This is a genomic window from Streptomyces sp. HP-A2021 (assembly GCF_022807935.1).
GTDB classification, from domain to species: domain Bacteria; phylum Actinomycetota; class Actinomycetes; order Streptomycetales; family Streptomycetaceae; genus Streptomyces; species Streptomyces afghaniensis.
Window position 1 is genome coordinate 6209192 of record NZ_CP094344.1, and the last position, 16264, is coordinate 6225455.

Here is a 16264-nt window from a genome sequence, read left to right on the forward strand (position 1 = left end):
CCCCTCGGTGGTCGCGGCTCCTCGGTTGTGTCGCTCCTGCACGTTTCCCCTCGGTCCTGCACGAGTCCCCCGCCGTAGACAGTCAAGATCGAATCTACTGTGTCCCGTCGCGCCGCAGTGGCCGGTTCGGCACTCGGCACATTGTCGACTTGGCAACTTGGCGTGAAGCATTCGATCACGAAGCGTTGCACTCGTGGGGCGTGCAGGGAAGTGCGCCTTGTCGCAGTGGCCAATCCGCGTAGGGTGCGCAGCACCCCTGAGGCCCTTTCCGTGCAGGTCGAACGGGGGTTGGGGGGTGGTCGGACAGGGTGATGCACAGGTGTGAGAAGTTGGCTGAAAAGCAGCGTGCGTGTGCGCGGAAACCGGTCAGCCGACCGGTGTATCCCCGCCAGTGTGCCGTCCGCCGCGGTGCGACCCCGTTCCGGTGCGGTGGTGCCGGCCCCGGTGGGGTGCCCGGTCCTCGGCCGCCAGCCGGGCCGCGCCGCGCTCGGACTGCCGCAGCAGGACCCGGCACGCGCCCGTGACGGCCGCCAGCCCGAGGGCCGTGCCGGCGGCACCGGACAGGGAGGCGCCGTATCCGAGGAGCACGGCCGGGACGAGCAGGCAGCTGAAGGCCGCCCAGCGGACCACGTCCGTCGCGGTGTCCCGCGGCGGCGGGGCCGCGCGGTCCGCCTCGGAGGCGGGGCGGGGTCCGGGCATGCGTGCTCCCTGTGGCGTGACTCACGGGGTTCAACGCGTGGCCGGTGAGCAGGTCACTGTCTGACCGGACCACCTCCACGGGCAAGTGAATCCTGCGCAAACCGCCTGTACAGCGCAGCAACCATTGCGTTACGGGCGTCGCCTCGTGCATGCTCCCTGGAACCCGCACGCACGGCGGGCGGGATCTGGGCTAAGGAGGCGTGCCGCCGTACCCTTGGGGGTATGGGGTTGGGAAGACCATTCCCGGACACAGCTCCGCCGCACACTGTTGTCCCTCCCATAAAGGATCACAACGCCGAGACAGCCATGGCCGGTCACGAATTCTTCGAACCCGCGGACCGCAAGCGGCCCGTCGCCGATCCCACGGCGGCCGAGCCCCTGGCGGCGGAAGAGCCTCGCCACTCCTGCGATCCCGCCTTCAAGCACGGGGTCGTCGTCGGCTTCGACGGCTCCACATCCAGTGAGCGCGCCCTGGCGTACGCGATCGGCATGGCCCATCGCTCCGGGTCGGGCCTGATCATCGTCCACGTCGCCAACCGGCTGCCGACCACGGTGTGGGCCGGCTGCGAGCCGCCCGTGTTCGTGGACGTGCCGGACCACCGGACCGAGGTGCTCGGTCTTGAGCTGGCCTGTGCGGACTACCTCGCCGAGGTGCCCTGGATCCTGGTCGAGCGCGGCGGCGACATCTGCCACGAACTCGAAGAGGTCGGCCGGGAGTACGAGGCCGACGCGATCGTCGTCGGGTCGACCCACGGCATCGTCGGGCGGATCTTCGGCTCCGTCGCCGGGCGGCTCGCCAAGCGGGCGAAGCGGCCCGTCGTCGTCATTCCCTGAGGCGTCAACTCCCTTGCTCCCCTGGTGCAGTGCGTAAATCTACTCGTGCGTAGAGGTGTTTGTGCCCTTGTGAAGGGCATATACGGGACACCGCACAACTGCACATGCACGAAGGGAGCCCGCCGTGGACAAAGACGTCTCCGCGGGAAGCGGAATCATGACCGTTGCCGGTCGACTCGCCCTCGGAATCACCCTGTTGGCCTTCGGGCTGGGGCATACCGCCCTGATCGACGGGGTGTCAGCCGCTGACGCCGTGTCAGTCGCCCGCTACGTGGGCGGCATCGCCCTCTTCGCCGCCGGATTGCTGGCCCTGCGTGGCGGGGACTCCTCCGGTGGGACGGCGTTCTCGGTGCTCGGGGCGCTGTGGTTCACCTGGGCCGTGTCGGCGGGTGCCTCCGGCAATGAGGCAGGGTTCTTCCTGCTGTTGTTCGCCCTCGTGGTGCTGTCTCTGACGCTTGCGGGCGGGGAGCAGCTCGGCCAGATGGTCCACGGGCTGTTCTTCGTCGCCCTGTTGCTCGTGGCGATTGCCGAGTTCGCCGGGAACGACGGGTTCGCCAAGGTGGGTGGCTGGTTCGCCGTGGCCGCGGGGGCCGTTGCCTGGTACGCGGCCACGGCGGTGCTCGCGCACTGGCCCACGGCGGTTCCGCGACGCGCTGCCGGCCGGGGAGTGACGGCTACCGGTTAGCTGCGCAGGCCGGGGAGTTGGGCGGCTTCCCGGCGATGAAAACGGACCCCCTGTGCTTGGTGGCAGCACGTGGGGGTCCGTGTTCTTTGAGTGCCTGTGCGGGTGTGTGGGGGCTTGGCGCGCAGTTCCCCGCGCCCCTGAAAAGAAGGCCTCTACTCAACCGTCACTGACTTGGCGAGGTTGCGGGGCTTGTCGATGTCCCTGCCGAGGGCCAGGGCCGTGTGGTACGCGAGGAGTTGGAGGGGGATGCCCATCAGGATGGGGTCGAGTTCGTCCTCGTTCTTCGGGACGATGATGGTTTCGTCGGCCTTCTCCTGGTGCTGGTGGGCCACCGCGAGGATCTTGCCGCTGCGCGCCTTGATCTCCTCCATGGCGGCGCGGTTCTTCTCCAGGAGGTCGTCGTCGGGGACGATCGCGACCGTCGGGAGAGCCGGCTCGATCAGGGCCAGGGGGCCGTGCTTGAGCTCGGAAGCGGGGTAGGCCTCGGCGTGGATGTAGGAGACCTCCTTGAGCTTCAGGGAGGCCTCGCGGGCCACCGGGTAGCCCCGCACCCGGCCGATGAAGAGCATCGAGCGGGCCTCGGCGAACTGCAGGGCCAGCTTCTTGACGTCCTCCTCGTGCTCCATGATCTCGGCGATCTGGGCGGGCAGCTTGCGCAGGCCCTCGATGATCCGCTTGCCGTCGCGGACCGACAGGTCACGGGTGCGGCCCAGGTGGAGGGCGAGGAGCGCGAAGGCGACCGTGGTGTTGGTGAAGCACTTCGTGGAGACGACGCAGACCTCCGGGCCCGCGTGGACGTAGATGCCGCCGTCGGCCTCGCGGGCGATCGCGGAGCCGACCACGTTCACCACGCCCAGGACCCGCGCGCCCTTGCGCTTGAGCTCCTGCACGGCGGCGAGGACGTCATAGGTCTCGCCGGACTGGGAGACGGCGATGTAGAGGGTGTCGGGGTCGACGACCGCGTTGCGGTAGCGGAACTCCGAGGCCGGTTCGGCGTCGGCGGGGATGCGCGAAAGCTCCTCGATCATCTGGGCGCCGATCATGCCCGCGTGGTACGAGGTGCCGCAGCCGAGGATCTTCACGCGGCGGATGCGGCGGGCCTCGCGGGCGTCGAGGTTGAGGCCGCCCAGGTGCACGGTGGAGAAGCGGTCGTCGATGCGGCCGCGCAGCACGCGGTCCACGGCCTCGGCCTGCTCGTGGATCTCCTTGTGCATGTAGGTGTCGTGGCCGCCCATGTCGTAGGAGGCCGCCTCCCACTCCACGGTGGTGGGCTCCGCGGTGGTGCGGGTGCCCTCCGTCGTGTACGTGCGGAAGTCGTCGGCCTTCAGGGTGGCCATCTCGCCGTCGTCCAGCGTGACGATCTGGCGGGTGTGGGCGACCAGCGCGGCGATGTCCGAGGCGACGAACATCTCCTTCTCGCCGATGCCGAGGACGACCGGGGAGCCGTTGCGGGCGACGACGATCCGGTCGGGGAAGTCGGCGTGCAGCACGGCGATGCCGTAGGTGCCCTCGATCAGCCGGAGGGTTTCGCGGACCTTGTCCTCCAGCTTCGTCGCCTGCGAGCGGGCGATGAGGTGGGTGAGGACCTCGGTGTCGGTCTCGGAGAGGAACTCGACGCCGTCCGCCTCCAGCTTGCGGCGCAGGTCGGCGGCGTTGTCGATGATGCCGTTGTGGACGACGGCGACCTTGCCCTCGGCGTCGAGGTGCGGGTGGGCGTTGACGTCGGAGGGGGCGCCGTGGGTGGCCCAGCGGGTGTGGGCGATGCCGGTCGTGCCCTTGAAGCGGGCCGGTACCTTGGCCTCCAGATCGCGGACGCGGCCCTTGGCCTTGACCATCTTCAGGCCGGAGGCCTTCGGGGACGTGATGACGACGCCCGCGGAGTCGTACCCGCGGTACTCCAGGCGCTGGAGGCCCTCCAGGAGGAGGGGAGCGACGTCACGCTTCCCGATGTAACCGACAATGCCGCACATATATACGCATTCCTAGCCGTAGACGATGCGCCGCAGCTGCCGGAGCGAGAGCTCCGGCGGTGCCACCGCGCGATATTTGAGATCCGCCTCGATCCGCTCGAAGATCGCCGCGTTCACCAGGCCCTGGGCCTGGAGCTCGCGGTGGCGGCGACGGACGTACTCCTCGGTCGTCTCGTCGAAGTAGGCGAGCACGTCCTGGATCACGCGCAGCGCCTCGCCCCGGTTGAGGGGCGTGGACCGCGTCAGATGATCAACGAGTTCGTCGTGCACCCGGTAGATCCTGGGGCACCGGCGGCGCTTACGCAAGATTTCTGCCCGTTTTCGGGCAGAGGGCTGTGGGAATTCCTTGGGGGAACGTTGAACCTGTCATGAGCGCCTGTTCGTGAAGCGTCCACCGGGCGGCCGGTGTCCCGTTGCCCGAGGCGTCGATTTTTGGACGCCATGGACACTCCTCGTATGGGCGTACCCGAGCGGCTCGCCGAGCGCATGAGCATGGCCGAGCAGCACGAGTACCTGCGCGCCAGGTTCTCCCGGCGCACGATGATCAGAGGCGGTGCCGTCACGCTCGGCGCCGTCACCGGTGGCGCGTTCGTGCCGGGCGCCACCGCCCAGGCCGCCGTTCCGAGCGGGCGGCCGAGCACCGAGACCGTCGACGGCGCCCACGTGGCACCCTTCGGCCGCCACCTCGCCTACGGCACCGACCCGCGCACGGAGATGACCGTCTCCTGGCAGGTCCCGGTCGCCGTCAAGAAGCCGTTCATCCGCATCGGCGCCCACCCCTGGGACCTCTCCCGGAAGATCGACGCCGAGGTCCGCAGCCTCTTCACGCCCGCCGGGGTCGGCGCGAGCGGCAACCACACCCAGTACTACGTCCACGCCAAGCTGACCCACCTGCGCCCGGGCCGGACGTACTACTACGGCGTCGGCCACCAGGGCTTCGACCCGGCCGAGCCGCACCTGCTGGGCACCCTCGGCACCTTCACCACCGCCCCCGCGCGCAAGACGCCGTTCACCTTCACGGCCTTCGGCGACGAGGGCGTCAGCTACCACGCGCTCGCCAACAACAGCCTCCTCCTCGGCCAGAACCCGGCCTTCCACCTGCACGCCGGCGACATCGCATACGGCGACCCCACCGGCCAGGGCAGGACCGACGACACCGGCTTCGACTCGCGCGTGTGGGACCAGTTCCTCGCCCAGACCGAGTCCGTCGCCAAGTCCGTGCCCTGGATGCCCGCCTACGGCAACCACGACATGGAGGCCTGGTACTCGCCCAACGGCTACGGCGGCGAGGAGGCGCGCTGGACCCTCCCGGACAACGGCCCCGACAAGAAGAACCTCCCCGGCGTCTACTCCTTCACCTACGGCAACACGGCGGTCATCTCGCTCGACGCCAACGACATCTCCTTCGAGATCCCGGCCAACCTCGGCATCTCGGGCGGCACCCAGACCACGTGGCTCGAAGCCCAGCTGAAGAAGTACCGGGCCGCGCCCGACATCGACTTCATCGTCGTGTTCTTCCACCACTGCGCCTACTGCACCTCCACCTCCCACGCCTCCGAGGGCGGGGTCCGGCAGGAGTGGGTGCCGCTGTTCGAGAAGTACACCGTGGACCTGGTCATCAACGGCCACAACCACCAGTACGAGCGCACCGACGTCATCAAGGGCGACAAGGTCACCAGGAAGCTCCCGATCGGCGGCACGGCCTACCCCGAGACCGACGGCGTGGTGTACGTGACGGCCGGTGCGGCGGGCCGCAGCCTCTACGCGTTCAGCGCCCCGCTGTCGTACGAGGGCAACGAGCACGACGTGGACTCCGTGTCCTCGTTCGTCAACGTCAAGGGCGGCAAGCAGAACGAGACCGTCACCTGGTCCCGGGTGCGCTACCTCGACTACTCCTTCCTGCGCGTGGACGTCACCCCCGCGCCGAAGGGGCACCTCGCCACGCTGACGGTGCGCGGCATCGCCGAGACCGGTGACCAGGTGGACCACTTCACGGTGGCGCGCCGGGCGAAGTAGCGCCCGTGGGCAGCGTCCCGGGGGCTTCCCCGGGTGTTCCCAGGGTGCCCTGTGGCGCTACATCCGCTTGAGGATCGCCTGTTTGGCCAGCGCGAACTCGTCGTCCGTCAGTACGCCCGTGCGGTGCAGTTCGCCGAGCTCGCGCAGGCGGCGCAACAGGGCGTCGTGATCGTCCTCGGCGGACGCGACCGGGGGAGAAGGCAGTTCCGGTCGCGCGTCCCGCACCTCGGTGGCGGCGGCCCGGGCCGGGTGCGGAAGCCTGGCCTGGACCGCCGCCGCGACCAGCGCCATCAGCGGGTCCTTCTTGAAGCCCCACAGCTCCACGGCGTTGGGGTCGTACTTGGGCGGGGCCTTGGTGGGCGCGTTCCGCACGGTGAAGCGGAGGTAGCCGTTCTCCAGGCCGGCGGCCGGCTGCCACTCCACGCCCGTGATGTCGGTGAGCGTGAGCGTGCGGGCACCGGCGGCGGCCTTGGCGTCCTCCGTCTTCCAGTTCCACTCCAGGCGTATGCGCTCGCCGTCGAAGCCGGCGGTGCCGTCTCCGGCGGAGACCGACAGGGGGACGGAGGGGCCCGGCAGCAGGTACTCGTCCACCGGTTCGCTCGGCACCTGGTCCAGGAGCAGGGCGTTACGGACCTCGTCCGTGAAGTACTCGGCGACGCCGTAGCGGTCGGACTCGACGATCAGCTGGTACGGGTCGTGGGGTTCGGTGAGCCGGCCGCCCGTGGCGTGCAGCAGCGGGTCGGCGCCGTCGCGCAGGCGGAGCCTGAGCCGCCCGGCCTTCTTGCCCTGCTCGAAGGAGATCCCGGCCAACGCCCCCAGCGGGACGACCAGTTCACCCAGCTCCCTGCGCAGCAGACTGACGTTCCTGTCCCGCCCGGGGGTCAGCCGCAGGGCGTCGCCGTCGAAGGCCCATGTGCCGTCCTTCTGGATGATTTCCGCCATGGGGTGGATTGTTCCACCGGTCTCACGAGAGAGTGGTCCAGACCTCTTGGGGCTCAACGGCACGGAGCCGTTCCCCTCAGCGGAGCAGAGCGAGGACTTCGTCCCGCAGGGTCGTCATGGACTGCTCGTCGAAGGCTTCGACGTTGAGCCGCAGCAGCGGTTCGGTGTTGGAGGGGCGGAGGTTGAACCACCGGCCGTCGCCGAGGTTCACGGTGAGACCGTCCAGTCGATCAGCCTCGACGTGCCGGAAGGCGGCCTCGACCTCGTCGAGGGCGCCGGTCACATCGGCGACCTCGAGGCTGATCTCCCCTGAGGCGACGTAGCGCGAGTACTCGGCGACCAGCTCGGACAGAGTGCACTCGTCCTGCTCGCCCAGGGCGGCCAGGACATGCAGTGCGGCGAGCATGCCCGTGTCGGCCCGCCAGAAGTCACGGAAGTAGTAGTGCCCGGAGTGCTCACCGCCGAACACCGCGTCATGGTCAGCCATCAGGGCCTTCATGAACGAATGGCCGACACGGGAGCGGACGGGAGTACCGCCGTGCTCGCGAATGATCTCCACGGCGGCGGCGGAGGTGATGACGTTGTGGACGATCGCCGATCCGGGGTTCCTGATCAGCTCGCGGGCGCCGACCAGACCGACGATCGCGGACGGAGAGACGGCCTGGCCTTTCTCATCTATGAAGAAGCACCGGTCGGCGTCACCGTCGAAGGCCAGGCCGATGTCCGCGCCGCACTGCGTGACCAGTTGCTGAAGGTCGGTCAGATTCTTCGGATCCAACGGGTTGGCCTCATGGTTCGGGAAGGTGCCGTCCAGCGTGAAGTAGAGCGGGACCAGTTCGATCGGCAGTCCGGCCAGGACTGCCGGGGCCGTGTGGCCGGCCATGCCGTTCCCCGCGTCGGCAACGACTTTCAGGCGGCGGTTCCCCGACAGATCCACCAGCGAGTTGAGATGGGCCGCGTAGTCGGCGAGCATCTCACGCCGGGTGAGGGAGCCGGTCGTGGCCGCCGGGGCGGGGATGTCATCGGTCTCGAGCCAGGTGCGGATCTGGGCCAGGCCGGTGTCCTCGCCGATCGGAGCGGCCCCGGCTCGGCAAAGCTTGACCCCGTTGTCCCGGGCCGGGTTGTGGCTGGCGGTGATCATGGCCCCGGGCAGGCCGAGGCTGCCCGAGCAGTAGTACAGGTAGTCGGTGGAGCCGAGCCCGGCGTCGATGACATCGGCCCCGGCGCCGATGGCCCCGGCCGCGAAAGCCTCGGCCAGTTCGGGAGAGGTGGAGCGCATGTCGCGGGCTATGACGATGTGCTCCGCTCGGGTGAGGCGAATGAACAGGGCACCGACCCTGCCGAGGATGTCGGCGTTCAGCTGTGAGGGAACCTCGCCGCGGATGTCGTACGCCTTCACCAGGCGGGAGTAGTCGGGCATGACCTGCCTTCCGGACCTGCGGACAGCCGGCACGTCGTGGTGGAGCCGCGCACAACGAGTTCGGGCTGGAAGACGAACTCGTTCAGCTGGACTGAGCCACCCGTCACCTCCTCCACCAGCGCATCGACCGCGGCGGTGGCCATGGCCTCGACGGGCTGGCGGATGGTGGTGAGCGGTGGATCGGTGAGGGCGATCAAAGGCGAGTCATCGAAGCCGATCACCGAGATGTCCCGGGGGACCGAGAGCCCCCGCCGGCGCACCGCGCGAATCGCGCCCAGAGCCATCTGATCACTCCCGCAGACGATCGCCGTGCATCCCATGTCCAGCAGGGAGTCGGCGCCTGCGTGTCCGCCCTCGACCGTGAACAGCGTTTGGCGGATCCATTCGTCGGCCTGTTCTTCCGTGCGACCGAGCAGATCGAGGAGGGCTGCGGCGAAGCCCTCGATCTTGCGCTGCACCGGCACGTCACAGCGCTGGCCGACCGCCAGGCCGATCCGCTCGTGGCCCATCTCGGTCAAGTGCCGGACCGCCATCCCCATCCCGGCCCGGTCGTCGGTCGAGATGAACGGCGCCGGGATGCGCTCGCCGTAGCCGTTGATCGACACGAACGGCACCTTGCGGCTCAGCAGTTTGGCGTACCGGTCGTGGTCGGCGCTGGTGTCGGCGTGCGCTCCGGAGACGAAGATGACGCCGACCACTCCGCGATTGACGAGCACATCCACCAGCTCGTCGTCGGCGCGCCCGCCCTGCGTCTGGGCGCAGAGCACTGACGCGTAGCCACGTCGCCTCAGGCTCTGCCCGATGACCTGGGCGAAGACGGGGAAACCCGGATTGCTGAGCTCCGGGGTGATCACTGCGACCAGGCGTGCCGTCCGCGCTTTGAGCCGCGAAGTCGCCAGGCCCAGGGCATCGACTGCAGCCAGGACGCTCCGGCGGGTGGCCGCGGATACACCCGCCTTGCCGTTGAGGGCGCGGCTGACGGTGGCCTCGCTGACTCCCGCCTGGGCCGCGATATCCGAGAGGCGTGTCCTCGCCGCGACCGGCGGGCCTATCGCACCCATGTCGGACCACCCACCAGCTTGTACTGATCGGAAGGAGCACCCCGCTCGTCACCGGCGTCGAGGTCGGCGGCGGCCGGCCCAGAGCGGTTCGTGTGCACAGCAGCCATGGCGCGCGCGTCCCCTACTTCCAGCCCAAGTTCTTGCGGTAGGCGTCGCCGGTGTTCCTGGCCGCCGACTGCGGACTCTCCTTGCCGGAGAGCAAGGCGGCGTACTCGGTCGCCAGCGGAGCGAACAGAGAGTCGCCCTCGGGGATCCAAGGGCGCTGGTGGACCTTGTCGATGGCCTTCTTGAAGGACTTCACCGAGTCGATCGAGGCGATGTCGGGCCGGGCCCAGACCGACTTGCGGGTGGGCAGCACCCCAAGCGCCTTGGTGATCTTGGCCTGTACCTCGCTGGAGGACATGTACTGCACGAACAGCTCGGATGCGGCGATGTTCTTGCTGTTCGCGTACACGGCGTAGGACTGGCCACCCTGTGGCGCGCCCTGCCCGGCGCTGCCGGCCGGAACGACGGCGATGCCGAGGTTGGAGGGAGCGGCGAAGGCGCCGCCGCCCTTGCGGACGGTGGACAGGGCCCACGGCCCGTTGATCATCATCGCCACGTCGCCGGCCTGGAAGTCCGACATCATCTTCGTCCAGCCGTCGGTGAGTGAGGTCTTGGCCGCGCCCGAGTCGACCAAGCCCTTGATGACCTTGAAAGCCCTGATGCCGGCCGCGTTGTCCACGGTGACGGTCTTGGTGTCGGCATCGACCAGGTCGCCGCCCTCGCCGTAGATGAAGGGCAGGGTCCAGTAGGCGTCGTCACCCCTCAGGTAGAAGCCGGTCTTCCCGAGCTTCTTTTTGATCAGGGCGCTGTCCGTCTCGAGTTCGTCGACGGTGACCGGAGGGTGGTCGATCCCGGCGGCGGCGAACATCCTCTTGTTGTAGAAGAGCGCCATCGTGTCGGTGACCTGCGGGACGGCGTAGGTCTTGCCCTCGTACCTGGTGGCCGCAGCGGGATTCGGCAGGAAGTCCTTGGCGCCGACCAGTGCCGGGGTGCCGTCAAGCGGTCGCAGGTAGTGCTGGGCCGCCAGCTCAGGGGTCCACCCCACCTCGGAACGGATCACGTCGGGGGCGTCGCTGCCGGTGGAGAACGCGGTGCTGATCCTGTTCTGGGCGTCCGCGAACGGGACGTTGACGTAGTTGACCTTGATCTTCGGGTACTTCGCCTCGAAGTCCGCGACGATCGCCCGGTACGTCGGAGCCTCCGCCTTGGCGTCAGAAGTGTCCCACCAGGTGACTGTGCCGCCGTCCTTGGCCGGGTTGCCGGAGGAGCCGCTGGCCTGGTCGCTGCCGCCGCAGGCGGTGAGGGAGCACGCCAGGATCAGAGCGAGGGCGGAGGCCGCGATGCCGCGCCGCATGAGAACTCCTAGATATGGGTGGGTGGGTGTCGAGCGGAGGGGCGGGAGGATCCTGGTGAAAATGCCGGCCCTCGCCTGGTCGCTCGAGGGCCGAAGCTAACAGGATGCACCAGACACAGAAAGCATTACTGCAATTTTCTGCAACTTTTGCTTGGGCGTGACGACCAATTCATGCACTGAGCGGCAAATGATTCCTCGCCGGTCCTCGCGCGTCGCGCACGGCTGCAACTTCCAGCAACTGGCGAAAGTGCTCTTGTGACGGCGCCGACGTCACCCCTACAGTCCTCACGCCTGACTCACAGCGCTGAGGCCGGCGGGCGCACTCACCTGACAACTCCGCTTGGACAACGAGTTCGGGACCCCCTATGGGCGCGGCGCGGCAGTCGCCAGGCCAGGCAGCATCGCCCCACTCAATGCGCTCCAGGGAGCTCTCATGCCCTCACGCCTCAGACTGTATGCCACGGCTCCGCGGACTCGGCCTTCCCCTGGCACGCGTGGGCAAGTGGCGGACTTCTCGCGGACAGCCGAGGAGTTCGGATATGACGGAATTCTTGTTTTCCACAATCATCACGACCTCGACCCGTGGATTCTCGCCGGCGCTATTGTTCAGAGCACTCGGCGTATCGTTCCGCTGGTGGCGGCCCAGCCGTACGCGTACTCCCCGGTCGCGCTGGCCAAGATGATCAGAACGCTGGTGGCGCTCTACCAGCGGCGAATCGATCTGAATCTGATCACCGGAGCGGCCCCGAGCGAACTCTCTCGCGTCGGGGACGAGCTGTCCCATGATGAGCGCTACGAACGTGCAACCGAGTACATGCAGATCGTCCAGGCCCTGCTCTCCTCCGACGATCGACTGACCTACTCGGGAAAGCACTATGAACTGCGCGGAGTTCAGGCGTTCTCCCGAATCGACGAGGAAGACCTCCGCCCCGAGGTGTTCGTCGCCGGATCATCGCCCGCGTGCAGGACTGCCGCCCAGAAGGTCGGTGACACACTGGTGACGCACCCAGGGCCGGCCGATCAGTACCGCGCGGAAACATCACACCTCAGCGGGCCGTCCCGGGCGATACGAGTCGAACTGATCGCGCGAGAAACCGGCGAACAGGCCTGGCAAGCAGCGATTTCCCGTTATCCGAGCACACGGACCGGTGCGGTTCAGACGAAATTCAAGCAGCGGTCGGAGTCGGACTGGATACGCCGTCTGGCAACGGCTCCGGAAGAGTTGGCCACCCCCGGCGGCGTGTACTGGACCGGGCCCTTCCTCGTCGGCGCCGCCACCTGCCCCACTCTGGTGGGCAGCCACGAACAGGTGGCCGGCTATCTGGACGCCTACCTCGCGTCGGGTGTCCGCACCATTATCGTCGCCGGAGCGTTCGAACGTGCGGAGTTCGAGCACCTGGCTCCGGTGACGCGACTCCTGAGAAGCCGTCAGGAGGTATGAGATGACGCGACGCCACATTGATTTCGAACCCCCGGTCGCAGCGGTACCGGCCGAGCCCGAGGCCTCCCGGACGGCGCGATTCGTCATCGTTGTTCTGGCTGTTCTCATCGTTCTGACTTCTGTATGGCACTTGGCCGCGGTCGTCCTCTACGTCACTCCGGACAACTCGATGACACGCACGTACAAAAAGCAAGTGGACAGTCATATCCGTCCTGAATTCGAGCAGAACTGGGAGTTGTTCGCCCCTGATCCGATCCAGAACAACATATCGGTTCAGGCCCGCGTGCAGACGGCCCCGGAATCGCCGGACGCCCGCTCCGCTTCACGCTGGGTGGAGCTGACGGGGACGGACGTCAGAAACATCCTGCACAGTCTGGCCCCGAGCCACGAGGACCAGTTGATGGTGCAGCGGGCATGGGAGTTCTACGCCCGGACGCACCAACCGCTGAGAGAGACGCCGACCAGCCCCGATGCGGATGTCGCGGCGGAATATCTGAAGCGCGTCGCGCTGCAACGTCTCGGCCGTGACTGGAAGGGGCAGCCCATAGCCCGCGTGGAACTCCAGGAGACGGTGGCGCCCGTGCCGGTGCCGGACTGGGGAGCGGCTGTGGGGCGGGACCTCACGCGACCCAGAACACTTCCCTGGTGGAGCGTGACCGACGCGGACTACAGGGGGATCGAGTGAGCGTCACTCCGGTTCTTGAGGAGGCGGACGGGGGTCCGCGCTCTACCGGACCAGCGGTGGCCGGAACACGGTCAGGTCGCTGGTCCCGGTATGCGGCGGTCGCCAGGCGCACCTGGTTCTCTTTCAGCCGGACGGCCCTGGCGACTCATCAGGCCGCAGTGGCACGCATGGGCTTCTCGCTGGTCTTCGGGGCTTACCTGATCCGGGAGTGGACCCATCGCCGGGTGCTGTACGGAGACCGCAGTCCCCTGAGCATCGAGCTCGCGCAGCAGTTCCTGTCCCAGCGGCACGGGTTCACGATGTTCACCTGGTCGACCAGCAGGTGGTGGTTCGAAAGCCTCTACATGGCGGCCATCGTCGTCAGTGTGCTGCTCTTCCTCGGATGGCACACCCGCACGATGTCCGTCCTGTTCATGCTGATGGTGCTGTCGGTCGAGAACCGCAACATGTTCGTCGCGGACGGTGGCGACGGTGTGCTGCATCTGATGGCGATCTACCTGGTCCTCACCCGCTGTGGAGAGGTGTGGTCACTGGACGCACGCCGCAGGAGGCGCATGCCCGGGGGCTCTGCCGACACTCGACTGCCACGATCCGTACCGGGCCGCTCGGGGCCAGTTCTGTGGGTGTTGTCGGGTGGCCTCCTGGCTTGTGCGCAGCTGTCCGGCCTCTCCGGGGGAATGCTCGCCTGGGGCGCCCCGACCGGCTGGCTGTCGCTGCACGGATGGGCAGCCGTGCTCTGGACGTTCTGGGCGTGCGCAGGACTCACCTATGGGTTCGAGCGACTGAACCGCAACCGTGATCTCCAGGCCGTCCTCGATGGCGTGGGCGTGATGGTGCACAACTGCGCGATGGCGGTGATCGCCGTGGAAGTGTGCCTGATCTACTCCGTAGCCGGCTGGTACAAGATCCAAGGACCGCTGTGGGAGGACGGCACGGCCGTCTACTACCCGCTCCACCTTGCCTACTACAGCCCCTGGCCGGCGCTCTCCCACGCCCTGACCGCCGACTCGCATGTGGTGTTCCTCATCACCTACGGAACGGTGCTGCTTCAGGTCGCCTTCCCGTTCCTGGTGTTCAACAGCCGCTGCAAGAAGGCACTGCTCGCCGCGCTGATGGTCGAGCACACGTGCATGGGTGTACTGCTCGGCCTTCCGTTCTTCTCACTCGCCATGATCGCGGCCGATGCCGTGTTCCTGCCGACCCGGTCCCTGCTCCGCGCGGCCGAGGCGCTGTCCCGGCTCCGGAAGAGGCTGATCCGCCAGAAGACACAGCGGTAACCGCAAAGGCCTGGCTCCCGCGTGACGCGGAAGCCAGGCCGTCCGTCCCTTCGGCGCCGTCCGTCAGACCATCTGCGCGGCCTGCAGGCTGGCATACGCACCGTCCTGCTCGATCAGGCCCTCGTGGGTGCCGACCTCCACGATGCGCCCCTCCTTCAGGACCACGATCCGATCCGCGTTGCGCACCGTGGAGAGCCGGTGGGCGACCACGAAAACCGTGCGGCCGGAGACCAAGCGGGACAAGGCCTCCTGCACCAGCGCCTCGGACTGGGCGTCCAGTGCCGAGGTGGCCTCGTCCAGCAGCAGCACCCGGGGGTCACGCACCAGTGCGCGGGCGATCGCCAGCCGCTGCTTCTGACCGCCCGACAGACGGGTACCGCGTTCACCGATCACGGTGTCGAGACCGCCTGGCAACCGCTCCGTGAACTCCAGCGCGTTGGCGTCCCGCAGAGCGTTCCGCAGGGTGCTGTCCGACACCCCGTCGAGGCCGTACAGCACGTTGTCGCGGACCGTGCCGTCGAAAAGGACCACGTCCTGGGGCACCGTGGCGATGAACCGGCGGAAACTCCTCAGATCCAGCTCTGCCATGTCGGTGCCGTCCACCATGATCCGGCCGCTGGTCGGCTGGATGAACCCGATGAGCAGATTGAGCGCGGTGGACTTCCCGGCCCCGGAGGGCCCGACGACGGCCACGGTCTCCCCGGGCCGAACCGACAGACTGAAGTCGACAAGGGCCGGCTCACTCGACTCCGGGTACACGAACGAGACGCTGCGGAACTCCACGTGCCCCTCGACGGACGTGACGCCGGCCTTGCCGGCGTTCGGCTCGAGTTCCGAGGTTCTGAACACCTCGCCGACCGACCGGACCGACTCAAGTCCTCGTCCGATGATCGGGGCGAGGCCCAGCAGCGTACCCACCGAGTGGGTGAGCGAGGCGAAATACACGCTGATCAGGACCAGTGTCCCAGGAGTCACATCAGTCCAGGCGTAGTACGCGCAGGCGGCGGCCGCGGACAGGCAGCCTGCACTGATGAGGTTGTAAACGGTCCACGTCGTGGCCGCGAAACGGGCGTTGAGCGCATCCAGGCGCCGCCCCGCCATCAGCGTGTCCTGGAGCGAACCTTCGACACGGCTGATCGCGGTCGCCTCCACGCCGTGCGCCCGCGTGATCGGGATCAGCGTCGTCGTTTCGGACACCCGGGCCGCGAGCTGCTCGGTCGCCATGCGGAACGCCTTGTTGTGCCGACGCATCCGCTCCCTGCTCCACACGACGAGCATCGCAGTGGCGGGGACGACGAGCACGGCGGCAGGCAGGAAGACCGGCGCCCGTACCGATACGACGACCAGTCCGCCGATCAACGTGGTGACGGCTCCGAGCCCCTGGTCCCCGACCTGGCGCAAACTCTGCTCGATGCCCTCCACATCTCGCATGACCTTGGTCTGCAATACGCCCGCGCTGGTTTTGGTGTAGTAGCCCAGAGACAGCTCCTGCAGGCGACGGCTCAGCGCGGACCGGATGGCCAGGCTCAGCCGCCGGGTGCTTCCGTAGAGCAGACGGACGTAGAGGACATGCAGCGGGACATTGAGCAGCAGCATGGCCAGGATCAGGAGAAGGTTGAGGCCCAGTTCCGAAGCGGGCCGGTGCTCGACGACGACATCGATCAGATTGGCCGTGACCAGAGGGAAGAGCCAGGCGGGACTGTTCTTGGCGAAGAAGACCAGGACGGCCAGCAGCACGCGGACGCGGTCCCCGCGCAGAAGGCGCACGAGCATGCGGGCCGGGCCGACATTCCAGCCGTCGGCGAGTCGGGAGTTCTCAAGGGAGGGCATGATCG

14 protein-coding genes are annotated in these 16264 nt (G+C 67.9%); 6 read left to right on the forward strand and 8 right to left on the reverse strand.

Annotated features, from left to right (window positions below; genetic code table 11):
• Window positions 1–366 precede the first annotated feature (366 nt).
• Window positions 367–699 (reverse strand): hypothetical protein, encoded by a 333-nt coding sequence (locus MQE23_RS28160; protein WP_243380590.1) that lies wholly within the window; start codon window positions 697–699, stop codon window positions 367–369.
• 306 nt (window positions 700–1005) lie between these two features.
• Here MQE23_RS28160 and MQE23_RS28165 point away from each other — a divergent pair, with 306 nt between their 5' ends.
• Window positions 1006–1533 carry a universal stress protein gene (locus MQE23_RS28165; protein ID WP_020277234.1) on the forward strand — a complete coding sequence of 176 codons (528 nt, stop codon included), beginning with the start codon at window positions 1006–1008 and terminating at the stop codon, window positions 1531–1533.
• Between the two features lie 124 nt (window positions 1534–1657).
• Window positions 1658–2218 carry a GPR1/FUN34/YaaH family transporter gene (locus MQE23_RS28170; RefSeq protein ID WP_128092712.1) on the forward strand — a complete coding sequence of 187 codons (561 nt, stop codon included), beginning with the start codon at window positions 1658–1660 and terminating at the stop codon, window positions 2216–2218.
• Between the two features lie 152 nt (window positions 2219–2370).
• Here the strand turns inward: MQE23_RS28170 and glmS are convergent, their stop codons facing one another.
• Both glmS and MQE23_RS28180 read right to left on the reverse strand, forming a co-directional pair.
• Window positions 2371–4188: a glutamine--fructose-6-phosphate transaminase (isomerizing) gene (gene glmS / locus MQE23_RS28175; RefSeq protein WP_243380591.1), complete on the reverse strand. Its 1818-nt coding sequence runs from the start codon at window positions 4186–4188 to the stop codon at window positions 2371–2373.
• Window positions 4189–4200: 12 nt separating this feature from the next.
• Window positions 4201–4458, reverse strand: a complete 258-nt coding sequence (locus tag MQE23_RS28180) for a hypothetical protein (RefSeq protein WP_037673904.1) — start codon at window positions 4456–4458, stop codon at window positions 4201–4203.
• Between the two features lie 186 nt (window positions 4459–4644).
• On the opposite strand from MQE23_RS28180, the gene MQE23_RS28185 reads away from it, so the two are divergent.
• The gene (locus MQE23_RS28185) at window positions 4645–6204 is read left to right on the forward strand and encodes a metallophosphoesterase family protein (RefSeq protein ID WP_243380592.1); all 1560 of its coding nucleotides are present in this window, start codon (window positions 4645–4647) and stop codon (window positions 6202–6204) included.
• 57 nt (window positions 6205–6261) lie between these two features.
• Here MQE23_RS28185 and MQE23_RS28190 read toward each other — a convergent pair whose 3' ends face one another.
• From MQE23_RS28190 to MQE23_RS28205, 4 genes are all read right to left on the reverse strand, one after another.
• Entirely contained in the window at window positions 6262–7146 is an 885-nt protein-coding gene (locus tag MQE23_RS28190; RefSeq protein WP_020277228.1) for a DUF4429 domain-containing protein, read from the reverse strand.
• Between the two features lie 76 nt (window positions 7147–7222).
• Entirely contained in the window at window positions 7223–8566 is a 1344-nt protein-coding gene (locus MQE23_RS28195; protein WP_020277227.1) for a phosphomannomutase/phosphoglucomutase, read from the reverse strand.
• Window positions 8542–9627 (reverse strand): LacI family DNA-binding transcriptional regulator, encoded by a 1086-nt coding sequence (locus tag MQE23_RS28200; protein ID WP_243380593.1) that lies wholly within the window; start codon window positions 9625–9627, stop codon window positions 8542–8544. The genes MQE23_RS28195 and MQE23_RS28200 overlap by 25 nt, the downstream gene beginning before the upstream one ends.
• 121 nt (window positions 9628–9748) lie before the next feature.
• Window positions 9749–11026, reverse strand: a complete 1278-nt coding sequence (locus tag MQE23_RS28205; protein ID WP_243380594.1) for an extracellular solute-binding protein — start codon at window positions 11024–11026, stop codon at window positions 9749–9751.
• Window positions 11027–11459: 433 nt separating this feature from the next.
• Here MQE23_RS28205 and MQE23_RS28210 point away from each other — a divergent pair, with 433 nt between their 5' ends.
• The 3 genes from MQE23_RS28210 to MQE23_RS28220 all read left to right on the forward strand — a co-directional run bounded on the left by MQE23_RS28210 (window position 11460) and on the right by MQE23_RS28220 (window position 14429).
• Window positions 11460–12467 carry an LLM class flavin-dependent oxidoreductase gene (locus MQE23_RS28210; RefSeq protein WP_279345161.1) on the forward strand — a complete coding sequence of 336 codons (1008 nt, stop codon included), beginning with the start codon at window positions 11460–11462 and terminating at the stop codon, window positions 12465–12467.
• A gap of 1 nt (window position 12468) precedes the next feature.
• The gene (locus tag MQE23_RS28215) at window positions 12469–13152 is read left to right on the forward strand and encodes a DUF5819 family protein (RefSeq protein ID WP_037673895.1); all 684 of its coding nucleotides are present in this window, start codon (window positions 12469–12471) and stop codon (window positions 13150–13152) included.
• A gap of 158 nt (window positions 13153–13310) precedes the next feature.
• Window positions 13311–14429 carry an HTTM domain-containing protein gene (locus MQE23_RS28220; RefSeq protein WP_167338055.1) on the forward strand — a complete coding sequence of 373 codons (1119 nt, stop codon included), beginning with the start codon at window positions 13311–13313 and terminating at the stop codon, window positions 14427–14429.
• A 63-nt stretch (window positions 14430–14492) separates the two neighbouring features.
• Here MQE23_RS28220 and MQE23_RS28225 read toward each other — a convergent pair whose 3' ends face one another.
• Window positions 14493–16259 (reverse strand): ABC transporter ATP-binding protein, encoded by a 1767-nt coding sequence (locus MQE23_RS28225; RefSeq protein WP_347710146.1) that lies wholly within the window; start codon window positions 16257–16259, stop codon window positions 14493–14495.
• Window positions 16260–16264 lie beyond the last annotated feature (5 nt).

Excerpts from the sequence above, each read along its gene's own strand:
- MQE23_RS28200 (WP_243380593.1), bottom strand. The coding sequence starts at position 9,627 with ATGGGTGCGATAGGCCCGCCGGTCGCGGCGAGGACACGCCTCTCGGAT.
- MQE23_RS28205 (WP_243380594.1), bottom strand. The coding sequence starts at position 11,026 with ATGCGGCGCGGCATCGCGGCCTCCGCCCTCGCTCTGATCCTGGCGTGC.
- MQE23_RS28190 (WP_020277228.1), bottom strand. The coding sequence starts at position 7,146 with ATGGCGGAAATCATCCAGAAGGACGGCACATGGGCCTTCGACGGCGAC.
- MQE23_RS28215 (WP_037673895.1), top strand. The coding sequence starts at position 12,469 with ATGACGCGACGCCACATTGATTTCGAACCCCCGGTCGCAGCGGTACCG.
- MQE23_RS28225 (WP_347710146.1), bottom strand. The coding sequence starts at position 16,259 with ATGCCCTCCCTTGAGAACTCCCGACTCGCCGACGGCTGGAATGTCGGC.
- glmS (WP_243380591.1), bottom strand. The coding sequence starts at position 4,188 with ATGTGCGGCATTGTCGGTTACATCGGGAAGCGTGACGTCGCTCCCCTC.
- MQE23_RS28210 (WP_279345161.1), top strand. The coding sequence starts at position 11,460 with ATGCCCTCACGCCTCAGACTGTATGCCACGGCTCCGCGGACTCGGCCT.
- MQE23_RS28165 (WP_020277234.1), top strand. The coding sequence starts at position 1,006 with ATGGCCGGTCACGAATTCTTCGAACCCGCGGACCGCAAGCGGCCCGTC.
- MQE23_RS28160 (WP_243380590.1), bottom strand. The coding sequence starts at position 699 with ATGCCCGGACCCCGCCCCGCCTCCGAGGCGGACCGCGCGGCCCCGCCG.
- MQE23_RS28185 (WP_243380592.1), top strand. The coding sequence starts at position 4,645 with ATGGGCGTACCCGAGCGGCTCGCCGAGCGCATGAGCATGGCCGAGCAG.
- MQE23_RS28195 (WP_020277227.1), bottom strand. The coding sequence starts at position 8,566 with ATGCCCGACTACTCCCGCCTGGTGAAGGCGTACGACATCCGCGGCGAG.